This window comes from Paraburkholderia hospita, assembly GCF_002902965.1.
Lineage (GTDB): Bacteria > Pseudomonadota > Gammaproteobacteria > Burkholderiales > Burkholderiaceae > Paraburkholderia > Paraburkholderia hospita.
Genome location: NZ_CP026107.1, coordinates 1176167 through 1197949, shown reverse-complemented (window position 1 = coordinate 1197949; position 21783 = coordinate 1176167). Strand labels below are relative to the sequence as shown.

Below are 21783 nucleotides of genomic sequence, written 5' to 3'. Positions count from 1 at the left end.
GGACTACTCCGCGCTCACCGGAACGACCGTGGTCCTCGTTCCAACGGGCAATGACCGCCCCACCTTCGGCAACCAGACGAAAGCGATCGTCACGATGATCACGCCTGCGAACAGCATCGGCACGACCATCGGCCACGCGCCGTAGCGATACTGCGGATCGACGAAGGCCGCAGCCGTCTGCCCCATGCAGAAGGCCGCGCACATCATGATGAAGCCGGACCACGACACAGCGCGACCCGCGAGGTGCGGCAGACCGCCCACGGCGCCTGCCTGCCCGCACGGCTGGTGAATGCCGTGCCCGAGGCTATAGACCCCATGACCGAGTAGCAACGGCCACACGGTGCCCGGCAACAGCCAGCAACCCAGCGCCTGGATGATCGCGCCCGTGATGCTCAGGATCGCGCCCTGCCGCACCGTCAGCAGCACCCCCTGGCGATACAGCAGATGCCGGCAGCCAATCGTGCTCAACATGTAGACCGCCGAACCGCCTGCGGGAATCCAGCCATACATTTGCGGCGACAGGCCCAGGTAGCCGATGTACACCATCGGCGAAAGCAGCAGGAAACAGAACATGCCACCATAGGTCGTCGCGGCGAGCAGCGCCCACGCCCTGAACTCCGTGCTCTGGAAAATCTCGCGAACGCTGCCGGCGGGCGCCTGCGCCGTCTCGCCTTGCTGCATGGTTTCGCCGAAGCCGCGCCAACATGCTGCGCATAGCACCAGCGCATAGAGACTCATGACCGCGAGCACCCAGCGCCAGCCCGCGTGCTGTGCAATAAACGCGCCGACAATCGGTGCCGTAAGCGCCGTCGCGCCGAGACCTGTCAGGCCGCGCGCCATGACGTGTGGTCCGTCTCGCGCGGGATAGAGGTCGCGCACCGCCGCGCGCGTGCAGACGAGAATCGCGGCCATTGCCAGCCCCTGAAACGCGCGCGCCGCCGTCAGCATCGAAGCATCGGCGGCAAGTGCGCCCGCGAGCGCAGCAACGGCATAAGCGGCGAGACCCGTCAGCAAGACGGGGCGGCGTCCATAGCGATCGGCGAGGCTGCCCATCGGCAGCTGGCCGATGCCGAAGGCCAGCGCGAAGACCGTCAGGCTCGAGCTGGCCGAACCGAGCGACGCAGCGATCTCAGGCAGCGCGGGCAGGTAGCTGTCGGTCGCGACGGGCTGCGCCGCGAGCAGGAAAGGCAGAAGTAACGCAAAGCTCAGCGAGCCGCGATACGAAGGGGACATCGAAGCAGCGACTTAGTAGGCGATAGTCGCCGCGCTGCGCAGCTCGTCGGGCGTCGCCGTCCCGAAGCCGAAGAACTCCAGATAGGCGGGAATCATCTCGAACAGCATGTCGGTGCCGACCTGCACTTCACAGCCCTTCTCACGCGCGGCGCGCAGAAACGGTGTGTATTCGGACTTCATCACGACTTCGCCGACAAAACACGTGGGCGAGATGCGCGCGACATCGAAGGGCAGCGGATCGCCCTCCTTCATGCCGAGCGGCGTCGCGTTCACCACGACCTCGTAGCCGTCGGGATCTTTCGAGCCGGTGCGGACCGTCAACGCCGGGTAGTGCTCGCGCAGTCGCTGCGCGAGCCCCTCGGCGGATTCGTTGCGCGCGTCGTACAACGCGAGTTCGGCGACGCCCGCCGCCGCCAGCGACGCCGCGATCGCCGAGCCGACACCGCCCGAGCCCGAGATCAGCACCCGTGCGCCCTTCAGTTGCCGCCCCTTGCCCAGCACGCCGCGCACGAAGCCGGCGCCGTCGAACTGATCGCCGAGCAGCGTGCCGTCGGGACGCTTGAGCACCGCGTTGCAGGCCCCCGCGATGCGCACGGCGGGCGTGACTTCATCGACCAGTCCGACCGTCGTCACCTTGTGCGGCATGGTGATGAGCGCCCCGCGCAGATTGGTGAAGCGGAAGATCGACTTGAAGCTCTGCTCGTAATCTTCCGCCTTGACGCCCATCGGCACGACGACAGCGTCGATGCCCTTCTGCTCGAACCATGGGTTGTAAATCATCGGCGACTTGAAGCTCTCGGTCGGAAAACCGATGTGCGCGACGAGGGTGGTCTTTCCGGAAATCATGGTCAAGGTGCTCTCTCAGGCGTCAAGTTCCGCTCGGCGGGCTTCAGCGTACTTCAGTGGGCGAATGCCGCAGCCCGCGCAGCGTCGTACTCGGTTTTGTCGACGGGGTGAGCGTCAGGCTGGCCGAGTTCGTCCATATGAACACGGTACGTCTCGCGGGCGCTGAATGCGGCCAGTGCGGCGATGATGGTGATCGCGAAAGCGAGGGCGCCGACCGTCAACCAGATATTGTTGGATCCCGGAGGCGCCACGGCCGTGAACAGCGCGGGCAGCATTGCGGTGATCGCGGTGCCGATATTCTGCGCAATCGCCATTGCCGAGACGCGGGTGGCCGTCGGGAACAGTTCGGGGTAGAAGCTCGGGAACACGGCGTTGTAGCCCTGATAGACGACGCCCCACATCAGGATCGAGATCACGAAGGCGAGCGGCACACTGTGAATGCTGATCGCGTAGAGATACGCGAACGCCAGCAAGCCCGACAGCAGCGAACCGACGATGATGGGCGGCTTGCGGCCAATCTTGTCCGACAGGTTCCCGACGTACGGAATCACCAGCACGGCGACGATGTTGCCGACGACGGGAATCCACAGGTACATGTCCTTCGCGAAGCCGATGCCGTAGGCCGGCTGCACCGCATACGCCGCGCCGAAGATGGTCGCCACGACGGGGATCACGTTCATGAGCGCCATGCAGATCACGCGCAGCATGTTCGGCGTGCTGTACTTGAACGCGTCGATCACGGGCGAGCGGGCACGCGTCGTGCGCTCGCCTTCTTCCTTGAACGCGGGCGTCTCGTCGACCTTGCGGCGAATGACCCAGCCCGCGATGATGACCACGAAGCTCATCAGGAACGGAATGCGCCAGCCCCAGACATTGAACTGCTCGGCGGGCATGTAGTGCGCGAGCGGCAGGAACACGGCGGCAGCCAGAATCTGCCCGGCCTGCACGCCTTGCAGCGTGAAGCTGGAGTAGAAGCCACGCCGGCCAAACGGCGCGTGCTCCAGAATCATCGAGCTTGCGCCGGAGATTTCGCCCGCCACCGCGAAGCCCTGCACCAGACGCAGCAGCACGAGGAACAGGGGCGCCAGCAACCCGACTTGATCATACGTAGGCAGCAGGCCAACGCCGATCGTCGAAAAGCCCATCAGGAACATGCAGGCCAGCAGTACCTGCTTGCGGCCGTGCGTGTCGCCGAGGTGGCCGAGCACGAAAGCGCCGATCGGCCGCGCCACGTAGCCCACGCCGTACGTTGCCAACGACGCGACGATCGCAGTCGTGGCATTGCCCTTGGGAAAGAATATCTGCGGAAAGATCAGCGCCGATGCGGTCGCATAGATGAAGAAATCGTAGTATTCAAGCGCCGATCCGATCCAGCCGCTGGCGGCGGCCTTCTTCGACTGATGCTTACCCTGGGGCTCGTGAGCCGGGACTGCGGTCATGGTTGTCTCCTAGCTTTGTAGGCTGACGACTATCTGAATGTCGACAGGATGGAGCGCAGCGTAGCGCCCCGAGGCCATACAGCACAAGGGATTATCGCCCCTTTTTGTTCGATCATCGCGCATGACTGCGCGATGATCGAACGCTCTGAGGGTTTGTCCGGGTTCGGGAGGGGTGTCGGAGGGTGCCTTTAGTAGCGAGCGGGAGTGCGTCTCAACGGGAAAGTCGCGGGGGAAAAGTCGAGCCTACAGCCATTTGGGCACATCCGTACGCGTATAGCTGCCGAGCTGGTCGACGAGGCCCGCCGCATCCGCATCCACGCATATCGAATGACGGTGCGCTGCCGGCAAGAATTTCGTGTCCACCATGTGATCGATGAACTGCAGAAACGCGCCGAAGAAGCCCGCGGAGTTCAAGATGCCCACGGGTTTGTCGATCTCCGAAAGCTGGTTCATCGACCATACCTGCATCAGTTCTTCGACCGTCCCGATTCCGCCAGGCAAGGCGATAAAGGCATCCGCGAGTTCGACCATCCGGGCTTTGCGAAGCTGCAGGCTCGGCGCGATCTCGCGCCTTGTCAGCCCGGGATGCGATTGTCCACGCAGGTGCAGGGTTTCGGTGGTCACACCGTGCACTTTGCCGCCCGCAGCGAGTGCGGCATCCGCGACGACGGCCATCAGACCGTTCGTCGTGCCGCCATAGACGACCGTCATCCCGGCTTTCGCCAGGAGCCGGCCGAGCGCTCGCGCATCGTCGGCGTATGTCTCCGAGGCGCCGTGGTTCGAGCCACAAAATACGGCGACTGACCTGATTGAACGCAACGCCATGTCGAATGATTTCCTTGTTGTGAAGGTGTACGCAAATGGGGCAATCAGTCTATGAACCGGATGGCCTGGCAGGCAGAGCCATGAATCGACAATCGCACCAGGCCAAGACCGCGCACGATCGGGCACGTCTGCATTTGCCTCGTACAGGCTATCGGGATCGTCATGGCATGCTTTACATTGATGATTTACGTACATTCGGCTGATCCATGAACGCCTCGAAATCCAGCCCGCTCTCGCCGCTCGATCCCGCATCCGCCTCGCCTTTCTACCGGCAGATTTACGATCGGTTTTGTGCCGCTATCGCCGGTGGCGTGCTGAAGCCAGGTGACCGGATACCCTCGGCACGCGCGCTGGCGAACGAATTGGGTTTGTCGAGAGGCACCGTCGATACCGCCTATTCACTGCTGACGGCCGAGGGCTATATCGAGGCGCGCGGCCAGGCAGGCACGATCGTGACGCCTGGCCTCAAGCCGCGAACGCTTGTCGCCGCCACGCCGCCCAAAGCGGCTGAAAGTACTGACGAGCCCAGTTTCCGGCCCGATTCGATCTTGCCCTTCCAGATGGGCTTGCCCGCTCTCGATGCCTTCCCGCGAAAGATCTGGGCACGCCTCGGCGCACGTTGCGTACGGGCCATGCAAGCTTCCGACATGGTTCATCCGCCGGTATTCGGCTTGCCCGAATTGCGGACCGCGATTGCCGCCTACCTTCAGGTGTCACGCGGGATCGACTGCTCGCCCTCTCAGGTATTCGTGACCTCGGGATACCGTCACAGCCTCGGGTTGATCGCGCACACGTTGCTGAAGCCCGGGGACCGTGTGTGGCATGAGGACCCCGGCTTTCCGCCTACACGGGAAGTATTGGCGCGCCTGAATATTGCCGCTGTGTCCATACCCGTCGATAGCGAAGGCATGGTCGTTTCCGACGCGCTTCGGCGGGCGCCCAGGGCGCGCGCAGCCGTCGTGACGCCTGCGCATCAGAGTCCGCTGTGCGTGTCCTTGTCGTTGCCGCGGCGCCTCGCGCTGCTGGACTGGGCCACGCGCAACAACGCATGGGTAATCGAGGACGACTACGACGGCGAGTACCGTTACGTCAGTCGCCCTTTACCTGCGTTGAAGAGTCTGGATCGCGACGGGCGAGTCCTGTACGCGGGCACGTTCAGCAAGGTACTGCTTCCCTCCCTGCGGCTTGCGTATCTTGTCGTGCCGGACGCGCTGGTCGAACGATTCGAACAAACCATTCACGCTTTCGCAGGCGGCAGCCCCGAACTGACCCAGACGATCGTCGCAGCCTTTATCGCAGAAGGACATTTCGCGCGACACATACAGCGCATGAGAAAGCTCTATGCCGAGCGTCGCGAAGCGGCCGTAGAGGGCCTGGAAAGCGTGCTCGGGCGACACCTGCGAATCGACTCGCAGCCAGGCGGCATGCATCTGATCTTGCGCCTGCAAGGCCGGCGATCCGATCGCCGGCTGGTGTCGCGCATGCGCGCAGACGGCTTGTACGGAGAAGCATTGACGGATTGGACGACGAATCGCCATGGCGCTTCCGCCGTGCTCGTCAGCTTCACGAATATCGACTCGCGGCGTACTGCCGAGAATCTCGCCAGTCGCATCCTGACGCTGATATGACGACGGCCGCTGTCATCTTCGCGGAAATCTTGGCTTGGTACTCAAACCCATTTATGGACCTTCATCACCAGGCCAAGATCCCTCACGATAGAGTCTTTCAACAAGCACACACAAGGACTCGTCATGAACAATCGCATCGACTACGCAAAGGCATCGCCTGAAGGCTACAAGGCTTTCGGCGGCGTGTACGTCGCGCTGCAGAATTCCGGCCTTTCGAAAGAACTGGTCGATCTCGTCTATCTGCGCGTTTCGCAGATCAACGGATGCGCGTTCTGCATCGACATGCACACCCGCGATCTCGTCAAGCGCGGCGTCACGGTCAACAAACTCGCACTCGTGTCCGTGTGGCGCGAAGCAGGCGAAGCGTTCAGCGACCGCGAGCGCGTCGCGCTAGCGTGGGCTGAAGCCGTGACACGCGTGGCCGAAACCCGCGTTCCCGACACCGACTATGAAGCCGCAGCCGCCGAATTCAGCGACAAGGAACTCGCGGACCTCACCTATGCGATCGGCTTGATGAACGCATTCAACCGGTTGGGCGTCGCGTTCCGCACGCCGCCGCAACACTGATCAACCCGCACTGATCCAACCTCGCCCGGCCGCAAAGCCTGGCGAGTCAACCAATGAATCTGTCATCCATGTCATGGACTTTACTTGGTGTCGCAGGTCTGTTTGAAATCGCGTTCGCTTTCGGCATGAAGTGGTCGGAAGGATTCACGCGATTGATGCCTGCGCTCTTCACCGTCGCCACCGGCTTGTCCAGTGTCTTTCTTCTTTCACTGTCGCTGCGTACGCTGCCCGTGGGGACGGGCTATGCCATCTGGACGGGCATTGGCGCGGCGGGCACGGCGCTGCTGGGCATCGCGGTACTGGGCGACTCCGCGGCCCCTATGAGGATACTTTGCATCGCCTTCATTCTGGCCGGCGCGATCGGGCTCAAGCTGCTTTCCACAAACTGAAAAATCAACGCTGCCGGCGCGGGGATTCCGAGCCCCGCCGCAGGCAGGCTGTATCATGGCGGCCTCGCGTCGCCACGTTCATGCGGCGCTCCTGCCTTCATTCACAACGACCCAGAGGAACACCGCCATGACGGCCGCAACGCAATTCGATCAGGTTTCCGTTGTCAAACGCGCCAACGTCTACTTCGACGGCAAGTGCGTGTCGCACACCGTTCTTTTCGCCGACGGCACGCGCAAGACGCTGGGCGTGATCCTGCCCGGCACGCTCAACTTCGGCACCGACGCACCCGAACTGATGGAAGTGCAGGCGGGCACATGCCGCATTCGTCTGGAAGGCAGCGACGAGTGGAAAACCTACAGCGCAGGCGAGACGTTCTCGGTGCCCGGCAAGAGCCGCTTCGACATCGACGTGATCGAAACGCTCGACTACGTCTGCAGCTATCTGTAACGACTCGCGCGTGTTGCCGCGACGATGCACATGGGTTCGCGGCAACATCCCTTTGCGTCATTACCCCGCACGTTTAGCGCCTTGCTTGCGCGTGCGTTTCGGCGTTGACTCAGGGACGATCAGCGCCAGCTTCTCCATCACTTCCTCATGCTCCGTGCGGAGCACTTCGACGAACGCCGCAGCCAGCCGCTCGCGCGGCTGATTCGGCGGAAAAAGCAGATACATCGGAAACATCACCGCTGGCGAGAACGGCCGGATGGCGATATCCGGCCCGGCAAAATCCAGCGCCACGCCCGGATGCGCAAGCGTCACGCCCATTCCGCAGCGCACCAGTTCACAGCAGATCGCTGTGTACTGCGCCTCGATTGCGAGTTTGCGTTCGACGCCCGCACGCACGAACACCTCGTCCATCTGCGCGCGCGTGCCGTCGCCATGACACAGCGAAATAAACGACTCGCCTTGCAGATCGGCCGGCTTGATGACGGCCTTCGAAGCAAGCCGGTGCGCAGCAGGCATCACGCAGACAGCGGCGACTGTCGACAGCATTTCGACATCGCAATTCGACGCCTCGCTGATATACACGGCCACGCCCAGATCGCAGAACTGCGATGCCGTCCAGTGATTGACGGTGCCTGACGTGTTCACGTGCAGCGACACAGTCACGCCCGGATGCAAGTCCTGAAAGCGCTTGATCGCATGCGGCACGAGCGTCAGGCCCGCTGACGGCATCGCCGCGATACGCAGACGTCCGCTGCCCAGGTTGCGAATCTGCGCGGCGGCATTGGTGAGCCCCTGCAGGCCGACATACGCGCGCTCCACTTCACGAAAGAACGCCGTGCCTTCGCTGGTCGGAATCAGCCGCACGCCGCTGCGCTGAAACAGCAGCAAGCCCGTCTCGCGTTCGAGCTGCGAGATCAGACGGCTCACGTTCGGCTGCGACGTGAAGAGCGCCTTCGCCGCCGCCGTCATCGACCCCGCCACCATCACCGCGCGAAACGCCTCGATATGCTTCAGGTTCATCGTCTTCAACCCATATCAACCATGTATGGATAGCTATTTTATTCGTATTGGACGATATGACCATTGCGGACCAGACTGTGATTCATTGACACGCCGCCAGAGCGTCCTTTCCCACACTGAATGGAGATCGTCGTCATGCAAGAAACGCTGCGCCGCCGTTGCCGTTTTACGATCCGTGTTATCTCCTCCGCCCTTTCCGCCGCCTGCCTGACCGCACCGTTGCTCGCGCACGCCGAGACGACGCTGTATGTCGCGAACGTCGGCGGCTCCAATGAGCAGCTCTATCGTCAGAAGATCATCCCGCCGTTCGAGAAGGCGCATGACGTGAAGATCGTCTACGTCGCGGGCAATTCGAGCGACACGCTCGCGAAGCTCCAGGCGCAGAAAGGGCATCAGCAGATCAACGTCGCGGTGATGGACGACGGCCCGATGTATCAGGCAATGCAGCTCGGCCTGTGCACGAAGGTCGACGAGGCGCCCGTGATGAAGGACCTCTATCCGCTCGCGCGGCTCGGCCCCACGGCCGTCGGCGTCGGCATGGTGGCGACGGGCATCGGCTACAACGAACAGGCGTTCAAGAAGCTCGGCCTGCCCGCTCCCGACTCGTGGCAGGTGCTGACCGACAAGCGCCTGAAGGGCAAGCTCGGCGTGCCGCCCATCACCAACACCTATGGCCTGCATACGCTCGTGATGCTCGCGCGCATGAACGGCGGCGGCGAGAAGAACATCGACCCGGGCTTCAACGCGATGACGAAGCAGGTCGCACCCGACGTGCTGTCATGGGCGCCGACGCCCGGCGAGATGGACGGTCTGATGCAGGCCGGCGACGTCATCATCGCGCCCTACGGCAGCGGCCGCGCGGTCGCGCTGCAAAACACCGGCTTCCCGCTCAAGTTCGTCTATCCGAAGGAAGGCGGCGTCGCGTTGCAGGTCGCGGCGTGCCCCGTGGCCGAGAACGCGCAGCCCAAGCTCTCGCAGGACTTCATCCAGTACCTGCTGAGCCCCGAAGTGCAGGCGATGCAGGCGCAAGGCATCGGCCTCGGCCCCGTCAACAAGACCGTCAAGCTGACGCCCGACGTGGCCGCGCGCGTGCCGTATGGTCCGGACCAGGTGAGCAAGCTGACCGCGATGGACTGGGCCACGATCAACCAGCACCGCACCGAATGGACGGAGCGCTGGAACCGCTCGGTCGAGCGATAAGCACCGCAGCCGCATCACAGCCGCAACGCCCGCATCCGCACAGGACCGCCGCTTATGACCTTCCTCACCCTGCAAGGCCTCTCGAAGCGCTACGGCGACTTCACTGCCGTCGAGCATATCGATCTGTCCGTCGAGCGCGGCGAGTTTCTGTCACTGCTGGGCCCGTCCGGCTGCGGCAAGACGACCACGCTGCAGATGATCGCCGGCTTCGTCACGCCGAGCGCGGGCCGCATCACGCTGGGCGGCCGCGACATCACGCACGAGCGCCCCGAAAAGCGCGGCATGGGCGTGGTGTTCCAGAGCTACGCGCTGTTTCCGCACATGACGGTGGCGGGCAACGTTGGCTTCGGTCTGGAGATGCGCAACATGAAGCGCGACGAGCGCGCGGTGCGCGTCGCCGAAGCGCTCGATCTGGTGCGCCTGAAGGGGCTCGACGCTCGCTATCCAAAGGAACTGTCGGGTGGCCAGCGCCAGCGCGTCGCGATTGCGCGGGCGCTGGCGATGCGCCCCGAGCTGCTGTTGCTCGACGAACCGATGTCGAATCTCGACGCGAAGCTGCGCGAGGAAATGCATATCGAACTGCGCGCGATCCAGAAGCGCCTCGGCATCACGACGATCCTCGTCACGCACGATCAGGTCGAAGCGATGACGATGAGCGATCGCATCGCCGTGCTGCATCGCGGGCGCATCGCGCAACTGAGCACGCCGTTCGATGCGTACGAGCGCCCCGCAACGCCGTTCGCGTCGACGTTTCTCGGCCGCACGAATACGCTGCCCGGTGAAGTACTGGGGCGCAATCCGCGCTGCGCGGTCGTGGACGTCGCGGGTACGACGCTGCATGTGCCGCACGAAGGCCGCGAGGTGGAAGGCGCGGTGCACGTGTACATCCGCCCTGAGAAAGTGCGTCTCGCGAATGGCGATGCCCGCATGCACGGGCGCATCGCGAACCGTGTGTTCATCGGCAATCAATGGCTGCTCGAAGTCGACACCGAACTCGGCATGCTGCGTGTCGCGCAGCCGAACTACGGCGCGCCGCCGCCCGAGGAAGGCCACGAAGTCGGCCTCGCTTTCACCGACGACGATCTGCGCGTGCTGACCCGGGAGAGCGCCCATGGCAACGCTTGACGATTCGCGCGCGGGCGCCGCGCCGTGGCTGCTCTCTGCGCCCGCGCTGCTGCTGTTCGGCGCACTCCTGCTCGTGCCGCTCGTGCTGACGCTGCTGCTGTCGTTTCGCGTCTTCAGCGATGTGGCGGGCGTGCAGGCTGCGTACACGCTCAAGAACTACGCCGAGGTCGTGAGCGATCCGTACTACGCGGAAATCTTCCTGCGCACGGCGGGCCTCGCGCTCGCGGTGACGCTGCTGAGCGTGCTGCTCGGTGTGCCGGAAACCATCGTCCTCGCGCGCATGAAACGGCCGTGGCAGTCGCTGTGCCTGCTGATCGTGCTCGGGCCGCTGCTGATCTCCGTCGTCGTGCGCACGCTCGGCTGGCAGATCCTGCTCGGCAACAACGGCGTGCTCAACAACGCGTTGCAGGCCTTGCACATCACGTCCGAGCCGATCCGCCTCGTCTTCACGATGACGGGCATGATCATCGCGCTCACGCATGTGCTGGTGCCGTTCATGGTGATGTCCGTGTGGGCGACGCTGCAGAAGCTCGATCCGCAGGTCGAATGGGCGGGGCTGTCGCTCGGCGGCTCGCCGCTGCGCGTGTTTCGCCGCGTGGTGCTGCCGCAGATCATGCCCGGCGTGCTGTCCGGCTCGATCATCGTGTTCGCGCTGTCGGCTTCGGCATTCGCGACGCCTGCGCTAATCGGCGGGCGCCGTCTGAAAGTCGTCGCGACAGCCGCCTACGACGAATTCCTCGGCACGCTGAACTGGCCGCTCGGCGCGAGCATCGCGGTGCTGCTGCTGATCGCGAACGTCGCGATCGTGATGGGTTGCAGCCGTCTCGCCGAACGCCGTTTCAAGCACATTTTCGAGTGACGCCATGAAACAGAACGGATTCTGGGGCCTGCTGTTCAACGCGCTGTTCCTCACTTTCATCCTCGCGCCGCTCGTCGTGGTGCTGCTGGTCGCGTTCACCGACAAGGGCTTCATCTCGATGCCGTTCGACGGCGCGTCGCTGCGCTGGTTTCGCGCGATTCTGGAGAACGGCGACATCGTGTCGGCGTTCTGGCTCTCGGTGCGGCTCGCGTTCGCGGCGGCGACCATCGGCGTCGCGCTCGCGGTGCCCGCCGCGCTCGCGATCGCGCGTTACCGCTTTACGGGCCGCGCCGCGCTGATGAGCTTCTTCCTCTCGCCGATGATGATTCCCGCCGTCGTGCTCGGCATCGCGTTCCTGCGCTTCCTGTCGATGCTGCATCTGAGCGGCTCGTTCTGGGCGCTCGTCGCGACGCACGTGATCGTCGTGCTGCCGTATGCGCTGCGGCTCGCGCTGTCATCGGCTGTCGGGCTCGACCGCGACGCCGAGCGCGCCGCGCTGTCGTGCGGCGCGAGCCGCTTCACCGCGTTTCGCCGCGTCGTGCTGCCGATGATCCGCACGGGCGTCGCGGGCGGCTGGGTGCTGTCCTTCATCCAGAGCTTCGACGAACTCACGATGACCATTTTCGTCGCGACGCCCGGCACGACCACGCTGCCCGTCGCCATGTACAACCAGATCGCGCAGACCATCGATCCCCTCGTCGCTTCCGTGTCGGCGGTGTTGATCGTCGGCACGGTTCTGCTGATGGTGCTGCTCGACCGCATGGTCGGACTGGACCGCATCCTGATCGGAGAAGCACGATGACCCGCAACTCATCCGCCAATCCCGACGTGCTTGTGCTGGGCGGCGGGCTGGTCGGTTCCGCCCTCGCCTGGGGCCTGGCGCGCGAAGGCGCGCAAGTGACCGTGCTCGATCAGGACGACGGCGCATTTCGCGCGTCGCGCGGCAATTTCGGGCTGGTCTGGATTCAGGGCAAGGGCTACGGCCTGTCGCCCTATGCGCGCTGGTCGCGCAGTTCGGCCACGCGCTGGCCCGCGCTCGCCGCGGCGCTGCTCGACGAAACGGGTATCGACGTCGCGCTGCGCCAGCCTGGTGGCTTTCACTTCTGCTTCTCCGACGACGATCTCGCCGACCGCGCGAAGCGGCTCGGCACGCTGCAACGCGAGCTGGGCGACTATCCGTATCAGTTGCTCGATGCGCGCGAAGTGCGCGAGCGCCTGCCGCAGATCGGGCCGGACGTGATCGGCGCCAGCTATACGCCGATGGATGGGCACGTCAATCCGCTCAAGCTGCTGCGCGCGCTGCACACAGGCATGCAGCGGCGCGGCGTGAAGCTCGTCAACAACGAGGAAGCGCTGCGCATCACGCCCGACGGCGACGGCTTCGCCGTGCAGGGCAAGCGCGGCACGTATCGCGCGGCGCGCGTGGTGCTCGCGGCAGGCCTTGGCAATCGCGCGCTCGCGCCGCATGTCGGTCTGCATGCGCCCGTTGCGCCGAACCGCGGGCAGGTGCTGATCAGCGAGCGCGTCGCGCCATTTCTGCACTACCCGACGCTCAATGTCCGGCAAACGGACGAAGGCACCGTGCAATTCGGCGATTCGATGGAAGAAGTCGGCTTGAACGATTTCACCACCACGCACGTACTGTCCGACATCGCCCGGCGCGGCGTGCGCGCGTTCCCGATGCTGAAGAACGTGCGGCTGGTCCGCACATGGGCCGCGCTGCGGGTCTACAGCCCGGACGGCTTTCCGATCTACGACCAGTCGGCGGTGCATCCGGGCGCCTTCGTCGTCACCTGCCACAGCGGCGTGACGCTCGCCGCCGCGCACGCGTTGCGCATCGCGCCGTGGATCAGCGGCGGCGCGATGCCCGACGAGCTTCCCGCGTTTTCCGGCACGCGCTTCACCGAATCCCCTGCTCTCATTCCCGCTCACTGATTCCGATATGACTCCCACACCGCTATTCAAGGCCCTGTTCGGCGCCGATGCGCCCGTCGATATCTGGTTCAACGATCAGCCGCTGCGCGTGCCGGGCGGCCGGTCGGTGGCCGCAGCGCTGCTGGCTTCCGGCATTGCGCGGTTTCGCGCGACGCCCGTGTCCGGCGCGCCGCGCGCGCCGTATTGCATGATGGGCGCGTGCTTCGAGTGTCTGGTCGAGATCGACGGCGTGCCGAGCCGGCAAAGCTGCATGGTGACCGTGCGCGACGGCATGCGCATCCGCTCGCAGGAAGGCGCGCGCGATCTGCCGCCCGTCGCTGTTTCGCTGGAGGATGCTCATGGCCGCTGAACACGCCGCAGAGTTTGTGTCCGAAGCCGTCGACGTCGTCGTGGTCGGCGCGGGTCCCGCCGGCATGAGCGCGGCGACGCGCGCGGCGCGCGCCGGTCTTTCCGTCGTGCTGCTGGACGAGCAGGATGCCGTCGGCGGGCAGATCTATCGCGCGATTGGCCGTGCCGACGCACGCCGCAAGGAGATACTCGGCCCCGACTACGCCGCGGGCGCCGCGATTGCCGACGCGTTCGTGCGCTCCGGCGCGCGGCATGTCGCGCATGCATCCGTGTGGCAGGTCACGCGTGAGCGGTCCGTGCATTACCTGAAGGACGGCAAAGTCGGCAGCTTCGACGCGCAGCGCGTGATTCTCGCGACGGGCGCGCTGGAACGTCCGTTCCCGATTCCCGGCTGGACGCTGCCCGGCGTGCTGACGGCGGGCGCCGCGCAGATCCTGCTGAAAAGCGCGGGCGAAGTGCCTGCCGAGCCGCCCGTTCTCGCGGGCTGCGGCCCGCTGCTCTATCTGCTCGGCTGGCAGTACGTGAGAGCGGGCGTGCCGATCCGCGCGCTCGTCGATACGACGCGTCACGAGGACCGCTGGCGCGCGAAGAAGCATCTGCTGTCCGCGCTGCGCGCGTGGCCGTTTCTCGGCAAGGGGCTGCAACTGATCCGCACGCTGCGCGACGCCGGTGTCCCGATCTTCGAGGCCGCCGACGATCTGCGCGTCGAATCGAAGCAGGACGCCGACGGCGTCGAGCGCGCCGCCGCGCTGAGCTTCACGACGCAGGGCCGCGCGCACAAGATCGAAGCGAGCGTGATCCTGCTGCATCAGGGCGTCGTGCCGAACACGCAATTCACGCTCTCGCTCCGCGCGCAACACCACTGGGACACTGCGCAGCTATGCTTCGCGCCGACCACGGATGCGTGGGGCGAACTCGACGTGCCGGGCATCTTTATCGCGGGCGACGGCGGGGGCATCGGCGGCGCGCTTGCTGCCGCCGAGCAAGGTGCATTGAGCGCGCTGCAGGCCGTGTGCCAGCTCGGCGCGATCGACGCGGCCACGCGCGACATCGAAGCGGCGCCGCATCGCCGCGCGCTCGCAAGCGTGCTGCGCATCCGCCTGTTTCTTGACAGCCTGTACCGCCCGCGCGACGCAAACCGCATTCCGCACGACGACGTGATCGTCTGCCGCTGCGAAGAAGTCACAGCGGGCGACGTGCGCGGCTTCGTCGAACTGGGCTGCCTCGGACCGAACCAGGCGAAGTCGTTTGGACGTTGCGGGATGGGGCCGTGCCAGGGGCGGATGTGCGGGCTGACCGTCACCGAGATCATCGCGGACGCGCGCAAGGTACCGCCGGGCGAAGTCGGCTACTACCGCATCCGTCCGCCTATCAAGCCGCTGACACTCGGAGAACTCGCCGGTGAATGACGCCGCCATGTCCCCTTCCGCCGCCACGCGCGAAGCCGATGTGCTCGTGATCGGCGGCGGCCTGCACGGATCGAGCAGCGCGTTTCATCTGGCCGCGCGCGGCGCGAAAGTGATCGTGCTCGAAGCCGACTACGTCGCGCGGCACTCGTCGGGCGTGAACGCGGGCGGCGTGCGCACGCTCGGACGGCCTGTGCCGGAAATTCCGCTGGCGCTGATGTCGCGCGAAATCTGGCACACGTTGCGCGACACGATCGGTGACGACGGCGGCTTCGTGCCTTCCGGCCAGTTGAAGATCGCGGAGACGGAGGCAGAACTCGACGAATGCCGCGAACGCGTCGCGCTGCTCGAAGCGCATGGCTTCACGCACGAAAGGCTGATCGACCGCGCGACTTTGCTCGAACTCGAACCCGCGCTCGCGTCGCATGTGACGGGTGGCATCTGGGTCGAGCGCGACGGCTACGCGTTGCCGTTCAAGACCACGACGTCCTTCCGGCTTGCCGCGCAGCGACACGGCGCGCAGTTCTTCGAAGGCACGCCCGTTACTCGCATCGAGCAGTGCGGCATACGCTGGCTTGCGCAGACACCGCACGGCACGTTCAGCGCGGAAAAGCTCGTCATCACGGCGGGTGCGTGGGCGGGCCAACTGGCCGAGCAGGTCGGCGAACGCGTGCCCGTTCATCCCGAAGGGCTGATGCTGATGGTGACGCATCGCGTCGCGCCGTTCTGCCGCGCGACGCTCGGCGCAACGGGACGGCCGCTGTCGTTCAAGCAGTTCGACAACGGCACCGTCGTGATCGGCGGCAAGCTGATCGGTATTGCCGACCTCGATGGACGGCACGGCGAGGTCGACTTCGCGCGGCTCGTTCGCAGCGCGAATACCGTTGTCGATCTGTTTCCGCATTTGCGGCATCTTGGCGTGAATCGCGCGTGGGCGGGCGTCGAAGCCTTCACCGACGACGCGTTGCCCGTGATCTCGGCGAGCCGTCGCGCGTCGAATCTCGTCTACTCGTTCGGCTATTGCGGCAGCGGGTTTCAGCTCGGACCGGCATGCGGGCGGCTCGTCTCCGAACTGGTGCTCGACGGCAAGGCTTCGTTGCCGCTTGATGCATTCGCGATCGACCGCTTCGCGCGGCAGGCCATCTCCGAACGGACGGCGAGCGCCGTCGCTCATTGATCCGTTGCTTTACGCGCGTCCTGTCCGGCGCGCTTTCCACCACTTCAACCAGGGAGCAAATCAAGGTATGTCCGATATCGTGAGAATCGAAACGAATCAGCGCATGAGCCGTGTCGTCAAGGCGGCGGGGCTTGTGTTCATCGGCGGCCAGACGTCGAACGATCACGCGGCTGATGTGAAGATCCAGACGGCCAGCGTGCTGGCGAAGATCGACGGCTTTCTGGAGAAGGCTGGCATCGACAAAACGCGCCTCGTGTCGGCTCAGGTGTGGCTCGCGAATATCGAGCGCGATTTCGCGGGGATGAACAGCGTCTGGGACGCGTGGGTCGCGCCCGGCTGCGCGCCGACCCGCGCGACCGTCGAGGCGAAGCTCGCCGCGCCTGAGCTGCTGGTCGAGATCGCCGTCGTCGCGCTGGCGTAGCGGCGGCGCTTCGAAGCGCGTGCCGCGCGCCTACGCGTTCGCCACGCGATACGTGCCCCGGCCCGCCTGCTTCGCGGTATACAACGCCTGATCCGCGCGCCGGATCAGGCCGTCGACGGAATCGTCGTTCGCCGCCAGCGCAATGCCGACGCTGGTGCCGATGCTGACGGCCTCGCCTGTCGACAGGTGATACGGCAGCGCGATGTCGCGGATCACCCGCTGAGCCAGCGCGACAACGGAAGGTAGCGTGGTGTGGTCGGCGATGATCGCGAACTCGTCGCCGCCCAGGCGCGCGACCAGTTCGCCCGGACGCAGCACGCGCGACAGCCGCGAGGCGACCGTCTCCAGCACCTCGTCGCCCGCGCAATGGCCGAGCCGGTCGTTGACCTGCTTGAAGCCGTCCAGGTCCAGATACATCATCGCGATCGCATCGCCCTTCATCCGCGCGCGGTCCAGCAGGATCTGCTCTAGCCGGTCGCGCAGCTCGCGGCGGTTCGGTAGGCCCGTCAGCGCGTCGTGCCGCGCGAGGTGCAGGATCTTCGCCTCCGTCTGACGCCGCTCCGTCACGTCCTCGATGATGATGACGGCGCTGCCGTCCGGCACCGGGTTGCGGGTCAATTCCAGCTGGCGGCCGTCCTGCAGTTCGAGACCCATCGGGCTGCGCTCGTCGCCGAGCCATGCGCTGAACCGTTCGACGAGCCGCTTGCGCAGCGTCCCGCCGAACTGCGTGATGCCGACGTGGCCGATGAACTCGGGCAGCGGCACGTTGAGCTTGAGCATCTCGACGGTCGCGCCGAACAGCTCCGCCGTGCGGCGGTTGGCGATCACGACCTTGCCCGCTCCGTCGACGGTGCACAGGCCATGCGGCATGTAGGCCAACGCGGCGTCGAAGCGCGCGGCCAGTTCGGCGTGCCGCTGTTCGGCCGTCATCAGCGCGACGAGGCCGTTATAGTGGCGCCACACGACCGATACCATTGCCGCGTTGTACGCGATGAGCGGCGGCACGAGAATCCATGCGCCGCTTTGCGGCGCGATCAGCGCACCAATGCCGATGGGCACCGTGCCGAGAAAGATCTGCGCGATCGCAAGCCGCGGCAGCGCCGCGTTGCGCGACGCGATGCCGCCGAGAATGCCTGCTGCGACCATGATCGCGAGCGTGGCCAGTTCCTTGTCCGGTGACAGAAAGCACGCCGCCGTGCCGAGCCCGAGCAGCAGGCAGGCAATCAGGCTGACGGGCGCGTAGCGGGCGGCCCACGGGCCGGGATGCACCTCACCGACGCGGCTGCGCGCCACATAAAGGCGCACGATCCCGAGGCGTGCGGCCAGCAGGGCGATATCGGCAATCAGCCAGAGCGCCGTCCATGTCTGATGCAGCCGGAAGCACGCAACGACGGCCACGAAAATGCTGGAGATGCCCGACAGGAACAACGGCCATGCGTTGTCGAACAGCGCGGACAGCAGCGCTGCGCGCACCGACGGACTGACAACGGCCTTCTCTGGCGTGGGCGTCGCCAGTAGCGAATCGAACATGGAAGTTTTCTCGGACATGGCTCGGCCGTGGTCGGGACGCTGCATTCCGGCCCATCACGGGGCAAGCTTTGCTCTCTGAATTAACGGCCTGAAAATGCGGGTCTTGAGTCAGGTAAACGCGACGCAAGCGGCAGGTGACGCATGATGCCGTAGTTTTGGCCGCTCGTGCTGGCCGCGTGTATATGTTACTCACGCAAAATTCCGTTGAGCGCGCATCCGTCTGCAATCCCGGAGACTGACGTTTCCGTGAGAGTCGAGCATGCGGTGAAAGAACGACTGCGGCGCATCGTCGTCGAACAACGTAGCGACGACGAAGTCCTGATCGGGTCGGTCTGCGCGCAGGAGCGCTAACGGCAATTCACAGCCGATAACGCCCGAAGGAGAGATAAAGCGATTGCCGCCTCAAGCCACGCCGATGGTGTGAGCATCAGCACGGTCGCCGACAGGCATTGATGCGCGCCGTCAACGATGAACGTGCTCATCGCGGGCAGGCAAAGCAAAACCTTTTGCCTGCTCGCGATCCTGCAGGTTCACGGCGGCAATCACCGTATTGCGTGGAATCAGGATTTTCAGGCCATCGACTTCCGCTTCGCACATGCCTTCGCTTGCGTCGAAGGTGTCGCACGTCATCTGGCTCCAGTCGTCCTCTTTCGGATGCTCGCTGAATACGTCGTGTGAAACGTTGCGCCAGTAAGCGCCGTGCAGAATGACAAGCCATGCCATCACGACCTCGATCAGAAAATTCCGCTAGTGAACGTCGCTCGTTCACGCGGCGGATGCGCCCGACGGATTGCGCAGCGACCAGATGCCAGGCGTGTTTCTAAGCATCCAGTTACCACAGACGGTGCAACGGTATTCGTCATAGCGTTCGGCGGGAGACGCCGGCGACACCCTGGCGTCAGAACCCATGGCGCTCAAATCGCCATGCGGCGGCGCTGACGACGGCTTTCCGGCTAAAGCCTTGCATGCGTCGCATGGTTTCATCTGCGTGCCTCGCGTTATGCCACGCGCTCAACTCTTGCGCGACGTCTTCGCGACGAAAGGCGTCGGTGCGTGCTGCACCTTGTCGCTTCCGCATTTAGGACATTTCAGCTGCGCCGTCGCATGTTCTGCGACGTGCTCCGCGTGCTCGAACTTTTCCCCACAACTCTCGCAACGATACTGATAGGTCGGCATGCTGATTCTCCGATGCGGAAGAATTGGATGCGGATGCGAAAACGCATACGGCAGTAACCCATTCTAGTGCGGCATGCATCGATTGAAGGGTTTTTCGTATCGCGTATGGGTGCTGGCTATGCGCTCAGCATCGGAGATTACTTTTTCTGCACTCACGTTCGGATATCGATACCCGTTTGAATAAATGGGCACTTAAAATTTGCTGCATCGCCAATGCACGATTTACTCACTTATCCGATCGATCGACGTCAGGAGAATCTATCGCATGCACAACAGACGAATACGGCTACACGCCCTGTTCTTCAGCGCATTCATTGCAATGATCGCATCGGTCTGTCATGCGCAATACACGACCGACTGGCTCGCGAATACTTATGGCACGCTTGCGTCGCACGTGGGCAATGCCGCGCGTTCGATGTGGGTCGCGCCAGAAGGCGTCGTCTATACAGCTTCGATGTGGGACGAAAATGAAGGCGGCGTTGCAATCTACCAGAACGGACGAAGCGTCGGATCGATTGGTATCCATAGCGAGTTTCAAGGCAGCGCCATTACGGGCAATGCGACATCGATTTTTGCTGCGATGCAGGCGGGCACGCAATACGGCAGCGGCGGCGTCGGCCGCTATAACCGCGCGACGGGCACACGCGATCTCGTCATCAACGTCAGCACATGGAACGCGGTGACCCGCGCCGATGCGATCACGGGACTCGCGACGGCCGGCTCGCTGCTCTATGCGAGCGATTTCTTCGGCAATCGCGTGCGCGTCTTCACGACGGATGGCGCATGGCAGCAGGACTTCAGCGTCGCTGGACCCGGGGCGCTCGCACTGGATAGCGCGGGCAATGTCTGGGTGGCGCGCAAGAGCGCGAGCGCCATCGTCGAATACGGTCCCACGGGCGCCTTGCTGAACACGATCCAGATGGCCGCGACTTCGCGTCCTTCCGCTTTGTACTTCGATGCATCGACGGGCCTGCTGATGGTCGGCGACGAAGGCCCCGACATGAACATCAAGCTCTACAGCTTGTCAGGCGCGCCGCAACTGGCGGGCACCTTCGGCGTTCAGGGCGGCTATCTCGACACCACGACGGGCATCAAAGGCCAGGTCGGCGACAAGCGCTTCACACGTATTGAAGGCATCGGCAGGGACTCGGCCGGCAATCTGTATGTTCTCAACAATCCGTGGGGCGGCGGCTGGGATCTCGGCCGCAACGGCGGCACGGACATTCACGCGTATAACAGCGCAGGTAGCCTGCTGTGGAAGCTGCAGTCGCTCAACTTCGAAGCTGTCGCCGCGCCCGATCCCGTGACGGATGGCGCGTTGTTCTATAGCGGCACGAACATCCATTCGGGCACGGCGGGCGGCACTTTCGTCGCGAATACCGTCGATCCTTTCTCGTATCCCAACGACCCGCGCCTCAACGTCAACGACACGCAACGCGACGAGCACTTTGGCCAGCTCGTCAGCGTCGGCGGCAACCGGATTCTCGTTGCGTCAGGACAGAACCCGGCCATCTTCTACTTCTTCCATTTCGAACCGTCGAAGGGCTATATCGCGGTGCCGGATGCTTCGCTGCCTGGTGCCGCGTTCAATACGACGTGCCCGGTGACGGGCGGTTTCAGCATCGACAGCAAAGGCGACGTGTGGGCCGGGCTCGATCGCACGAATCACATCTATCACTATCCGCTGACGGGCTTCGATGGATACGGCAAGCCGGCATGGGGACCCGGCATCGCTTTGCCCATTCCCATGAGCATCCGCCCATTGACACGCATCATCTATCTCGCCGAAAGCGACACGATGATTCTTGCGCAAGGCATCGCGGGCAGTTGGGACTGGACCGCGATGAACACGCGGATCGAGGTGTATCACGGCTGGAGCGCGGGCAATATGACGCGCCCCGACCCGGTGATCAATCTCACCAGCGCAAATGCGAAATCGATGACGGCGGCGGGCGACTATCTGTTCATCGGCTACGTGCACACGGTGCCGAACATCGACGCGTTCAATCTCACCACGGGGCGCCTCGACACAACGCTGACCAATTCGAACCCGGTCAATGTGGACGTCGGCAACGATGTCGACTCGATGTATGGCCTGCGTGCCTACCTCAGATCGACGGGCGAGTACGTGGTCACGAAAGACAACTACAACGGATCGAGCATCATTGTTTATCGCTGGACGCCGTGACGTCTTTGCGCAAGGGCAGCGCC

At 64.4% G+C, this 21783-nt stretch carries 22 protein-coding genes; 14 read left to right on the top strand and 8 right to left on the bottom strand.

The features are described from left to right. Positions 1 to 3 precede the first annotated feature (3 nt). The 4 genes from C2L64_RS38675 to C2L64_RS38660 all read right to left on the bottom strand — a co-directional run bounded on the left by C2L64_RS38675 (position 4) and on the right by C2L64_RS38660 (position 4343). A complete protein-coding gene (locus C2L64_RS38675; protein ID WP_007585127.1) occupies positions 4 to 1233 on the bottom strand; it encodes an MFS transporter in 1230 nt (409 codons plus the stop codon). Positions 1234 to 1245: 12 nt separating this feature from the next. Further along, entirely contained in the window at positions 1246 to 2079 is an 834-nt protein-coding gene (locus C2L64_RS38670; RefSeq protein WP_007585128.1) for a shikimate dehydrogenase family protein, read from the bottom strand. Positions 2080 to 2132: 53 nt separating this feature from the next. Continuing rightward, on the bottom strand, positions 2133 to 3518 hold the full coding sequence (locus C2L64_RS38665) for an MFS transporter (protein WP_007585134.1): 1386 nt from the start codon (positions 3516 to 3518) through the stop codon (positions 2133 to 2135). A 243-nt stretch (positions 3519 to 3761) separates the two neighbouring features. Then, entirely contained in the window at positions 3762 to 4343 is a 582-nt protein-coding gene (locus C2L64_RS38660) for an LOG family protein (RefSeq protein ID WP_007585135.1), read from the bottom strand. Between the two features lie 206 nt (positions 4344 to 4549). Between C2L64_RS38660 and pdxR the strand changes: the two genes are divergently transcribed. From pdxR to ppnP, 4 genes are all read left to right on the top strand, one after another. Further along, on the top strand, positions 4550 to 5971 hold the full coding sequence (gene pdxR / locus C2L64_RS38655; protein ID WP_007585136.1) for a MocR-like pyridoxine biosynthesis transcription factor PdxR: 1422 nt from the start codon (positions 4550 to 4552) through the stop codon (positions 5969 to 5971). A gap of 123 nt (positions 5972 to 6094) precedes the next feature. Then, positions 6095 to 6538, top strand: coding sequence for a carboxymuconolactone decarboxylase family protein (locus tag C2L64_RS38650; protein ID WP_007585137.1), 444 nt, complete (start codon positions 6095 to 6097; stop codon positions 6536 to 6538). Between the two features lie 68 nt (positions 6539 to 6606). Next, entirely contained in the window at positions 6607 to 6927 is a 321-nt protein-coding gene (locus tag C2L64_RS38645) for an SMR family transporter (protein WP_007585138.1), read from the top strand. A 127-nt stretch (positions 6928 to 7054) separates the two neighbouring features. Further along, positions 7055 to 7375 carry a pyrimidine/purine nucleoside phosphorylase gene (ppnP, locus tag C2L64_RS38640; RefSeq protein ID WP_007585139.1) on the top strand — a complete coding sequence of 107 codons (321 nt, stop codon included), beginning with the start codon at positions 7055 to 7057 and terminating at the stop codon, positions 7373 to 7375. 60 nt (positions 7376 to 7435) lie between these two features. On the opposite strand, the gene C2L64_RS38635 is transcribed toward ppnP, so the two are convergent. After that, positions 7436 to 8395, bottom strand: coding sequence for a LysR substrate-binding domain-containing protein (locus C2L64_RS38635; protein WP_007585141.1), 960 nt, complete (start codon positions 8393 to 8395; stop codon positions 7436 to 7438). Positions 8396 to 8530: 135 nt separating this feature from the next. Here C2L64_RS38635 and C2L64_RS38630 point away from each other — a divergent pair, with 135 nt between their 5' ends. From C2L64_RS38630 to C2L64_RS38590, 9 genes are all read left to right on the top strand, one after another. Then, on the top strand, positions 8531 to 9595 hold the full coding sequence (locus C2L64_RS38630) for an ABC transporter substrate-binding protein (protein WP_039900915.1): 1065 nt from the start codon (positions 8531 to 8533) through the stop codon (positions 9593 to 9595). A gap of 54 nt (positions 9596 to 9649) precedes the next feature. Then, the gene (locus C2L64_RS38625; protein ID WP_007585145.1) at positions 9650 to 10720 is read left to right on the top strand and encodes an ABC transporter ATP-binding protein; all 1071 of its coding nucleotides are present in this window, start codon (positions 9650 to 9652) and stop codon (positions 10718 to 10720) included. After that, entirely contained in the window at positions 10707 to 11579 is an 873-nt protein-coding gene (locus tag C2L64_RS38620) for an ABC transporter permease (protein WP_007585146.1), read from the top strand. Before C2L64_RS38625 ends, C2L64_RS38620 begins: the two co-directional genes overlap by 14 nt. Before the next feature lie 4 nt (positions 11580 to 11583). Then, positions 11584 to 12381 carry an ABC transporter permease gene (locus C2L64_RS38615; RefSeq protein ID WP_007585148.1) on the top strand — a complete coding sequence of 266 codons (798 nt, stop codon included), beginning with the start codon at positions 11584 to 11586 and terminating at the stop codon, positions 12379 to 12381. Next, positions 12378 to 13514 carry an NAD(P)/FAD-dependent oxidoreductase gene (locus C2L64_RS38610; protein ID WP_007585150.1) on the top strand — a complete coding sequence of 379 codons (1137 nt, stop codon included), beginning with the start codon at positions 12378 to 12380 and terminating at the stop codon, positions 13512 to 13514. Before C2L64_RS38615 ends, C2L64_RS38610 begins: the two co-directional genes overlap by 4 nt. Positions 13515 to 13521: 7 nt before the next feature. Continuing rightward, the gene (locus tag C2L64_RS38605) at positions 13522 to 13863 is read left to right on the top strand and encodes a (2Fe-2S)-binding protein (protein ID WP_007585152.1); all 342 of its coding nucleotides are present in this window, start codon (positions 13522 to 13524) and stop codon (positions 13861 to 13863) included. Then, complete coding sequence (locus tag C2L64_RS38600; protein WP_007585155.1) at positions 13853 to 15271, top strand: FAD/NAD(P)-dependent oxidoreductase; 1419 nt, start codon at positions 13853 to 13855, stop codon at positions 15269 to 15271. Before C2L64_RS38605 ends, C2L64_RS38600 begins: the two co-directional genes overlap by 11 nt. Before the next feature lie 7 nt (positions 15272 to 15278). Continuing rightward, the gene (locus C2L64_RS38595; RefSeq protein ID WP_176133802.1) at positions 15279 to 16445 is read left to right on the top strand and encodes an NAD(P)/FAD-dependent oxidoreductase; all 1167 of its coding nucleotides are present in this window, start codon (positions 15279 to 15281) and stop codon (positions 16443 to 16445) included. A gap of 67 nt (positions 16446 to 16512) precedes the next feature. Then, positions 16513 to 16866, top strand: a complete 354-nt coding sequence (locus C2L64_RS38590) for a RidA family protein (protein ID WP_007585158.1) — start codon at positions 16513 to 16515, stop codon at positions 16864 to 16866. Between the two features lie 30 nt (positions 16867 to 16896). On the opposite strand, the gene C2L64_RS38585 is transcribed toward C2L64_RS38590, so the two are convergent. The 3 genes from C2L64_RS38585 to C2L64_RS38575 all read right to left on the bottom strand — a co-directional run bounded on the left by C2L64_RS38585 (position 16897) and on the right by C2L64_RS38575 (position 19572). Continuing rightward, positions 16897 to 18414: a sensor domain-containing diguanylate cyclase gene (locus tag C2L64_RS38585; RefSeq protein WP_176133801.1), complete on the bottom strand. Its 1518-nt coding sequence runs from the start codon at positions 18412 to 18414 to the stop codon at positions 16897 to 16899. 444 nt (positions 18415 to 18858) lie between these two features. Beyond that, positions 18859 to 19119: a hypothetical protein gene (locus C2L64_RS38580; RefSeq protein ID WP_007585162.1), complete on the bottom strand. Its 261-nt coding sequence runs from the start codon at positions 19117 to 19119 to the stop codon at positions 18859 to 18861. 288 nt (positions 19120 to 19407) lie between these two features. Further along, positions 19408 to 19572 (bottom strand): FmdB family zinc ribbon protein, encoded by a 165-nt coding sequence (locus C2L64_RS38575; protein WP_007585164.1) that lies wholly within the window; start codon positions 19570 to 19572, stop codon positions 19408 to 19410. A 265-nt stretch (positions 19573 to 19837) separates the two neighbouring features. Between C2L64_RS38575 and C2L64_RS38570 the strand changes: the two genes are divergently transcribed. After that, positions 19838 to 21760: an SMP-30/gluconolactonase/LRE family protein gene (locus C2L64_RS38570; protein ID WP_007585166.1), complete on the top strand. Its 1923-nt coding sequence runs from the start codon at positions 19838 to 19840 to the stop codon at positions 21758 to 21760. Positions 21761 to 21783: the final 23 nt, after the last annotated feature.